We start from the raw sequence: 2,292 nt of genomic DNA, 5'->3' as shown, positions 1-2,292 counted from the left end.
GATGGGACAGCGAGGTGGAGCGTCACGGCCGGGTGGCCGAGGCCTTGGAAAGTCACCTGGAAGGTCTCGAGAAATTGGCTTCGTCGAAGGAAGGACTTGACACGGCACCCGTGGCCGGTTAATCGAGTCCACGTTCTCGCCGGTGCGGGCCAGGACCGACGTGACCAAGGGACCGGGCTCCCGGCAGGCGGGCCTTGCCATGTGCTTCAAGCTGATCGAGGCAGCGGAAGGGAGGTGGAGGAGGGTCAACGCACCGGAGCTCGTTGCGCTCGTTCGCGCGGGCGCGAAGTTCGTGAACGGACGGTTGGTCGAGCGGACCGACAAGGAGGACGCCGCGTGATCACGAGATTCCGTTCCACAACTCTTGACTATTCCTCAGAACGATGGCCTGGATTGGCCTACCGTTCAGGGGCGAGGCCCCGTGGCAGCCATGGACCGTGAGCAGCAGAAAGGCGTCTCACTCCACGGAGGAGCGTGGAGAGCACGGGGGTTCAATGTGCACTCCGCGGCCCAAACTGGCCCACCCGGAAAGAGAGAATGGGGCTCACCGCTGAGGCCTCCTCTCAAGCCGTTGGTCCCGCACTAAACGGCAGCGGGAACTCAGTCCGAAGACCAGCGCGCACTTCGCCGCGAGTGACACGCCACTCATAGATGCCGCCAACGAGAAGGAGACTCGTGCCAGCGAGGATCGCCAGCCTCCTGCGGGGCGGAGGCACCTCGGAGACCAGGAGTGAGAAGATGACAACACGCGTCACTCCACTCAAATACTTTGCTATGGCGCTGTGTGGGGTGACGCGCACACGCCTCTTCCCACTACGCGAAAGAGTCGTGACCGCAACCATAGCAGCGAGGGCTCCAAGTCGTGCCAGGGAGCGATGGGCCGCCGCATAGATTCCCAGCGCCGTCCCCGTGGTCACATTGAAAGCAACATCGGCCCACCTGTCGAATTCCCTCCCGAAGTCGCTAGAAGAGTTGGACGCTCTAGCAAGCATTCCATCGGCCACATCGGTGATGAGACCAGCGTAGTACAGCCATAGCGCCAATTCCGGATCTTCTGAAGACAAAGCCAACGCGCCCAGCAAACCGAGTCCCGGGCGACTGGCGGTGAGAAGATTCGGCAGGGAGAACAGCCCTTTCACCTCTGCTGGGCGCCGCAGTGCTTGGGCCACCTTGGCCCGGGCGGTCAGGCCTGCTTCCGTGGGTGCCACCACTTATGGAACCAATGAAAAGTGGTCCCGCGTCTGCCGGATTCCCACTGCAGCAAGTCTTCTCCGATGCGTCGATTGATCTCCTCTTCGACCCTTCGAACGCCATCGCTGCAACGATCGATGGCTACCCCCAACCAAAGCCATACAATCACTGCCGTCGTCAGCGCCACCAAAGCTATCAAGATCTTCCAGGAGCCAGATACGTGCCTTTGGCCTCCAACAAAGGCAGCCGCCGCAGCGATGAACCCCAGGAGCTCGAAGCGTGTTCGGTGGCCAGCCGGGACGGCCAGTGCTGCAGGTACCACCGACCCCGCCATCTCCAGGACTCCACCTTGTGGCAGTGAAAGCCCAGGAAGTCGAAGCCCTCCGCACCCTCGGTGAGGCAGACGATCCTGGTCTTCTCCGAGTTCAGCTGAAGCCCCAGAGGACGAAGGATCGCCGCCACCCGCCTCCGGGCCTCCTCGGCCCGGACGCGTCGGGAGCAGAGCACGACGAAGTCGTCGGCGTACCTCACCAGCACCCCGAGGGAGCCGCTCGTCGCCGTCCACGTCCGGTCAAGGACGTGCAGGGCGACGTTGGCCAGCAACGGGGAGATCGGAGACCCCTGGGGCGTTCCCGACACGGGCTCGGTCACCACCCCATCCACCAGCACCCCAGCCCTCAGCCACGCCCGGAGGAGCTTCAGCATGTCCCGATCCGACACCCGTTCTGAAACCAACCCGATCAGGGCGTCGTGGTCGATGCTTCCGAAGCAGTCCGTCAAGTCGGCGTCAAGCACCCACTCGGCGCCCCGGTTGGCCCGGGTCCGGACCGCCTCCAGCGCATCGTGCGCCGAGAGGTTCGGCCGGAAGCCGAAGCTCACCGGGAGGAACTGCGCCTCGAAGATGGGCTCGAGGACGATCTTCGCCGCGGTCATGACCACCCGATCGCGGACGGTGGGGATGGAAAGCGGCCGGGTCTTCCCCGGCTGCCCGGGCTTGGGGATCTCGACCCGCCGGAGCGGGGATGACCGGTAGGTCCGGTCCTTCAGTGCTCCGGCGATAACGTCGAGAAAGGCCTCCACCCCGGAGAACTCGACGTCGGC

1 protein-coding gene and 1 pseudogene are annotated in these 2,292 nt (G+C 64.2%); one reads left to right on the top strand and one right to left on the bottom strand.

The features are described from left to right. Window positions 1-121: 121 nt before the first annotated feature. Window positions 122-340, top strand: a pseudogene (locus tag M3Q23_14945) (IS256 family transposase). A gap of 1,046 nt (window positions 341-1,386) precedes the next feature. Here the strand turns inward: M3Q23_14945 and ltrA are convergent. After that, window positions 1,387-2,292: group II intron reverse transcriptase/maturase (gene ltrA / locus M3Q23_14940; protein MDP9343355.1), on the bottom strand; the 906-nt coding region annotated here is incomplete at its 5' end.

This window comes from Actinomycetota bacterium (assembly GCA_030774015.1).
Lineage (GTDB): Bacteria > Actinomycetota > UBA4738 > UBA4738 > JACQTL01 > JALYLZ01.
Note: the sequence above shows the minus strand (reverse complement) of the source record. Positions and strands in the feature narration are given on the sequence as shown.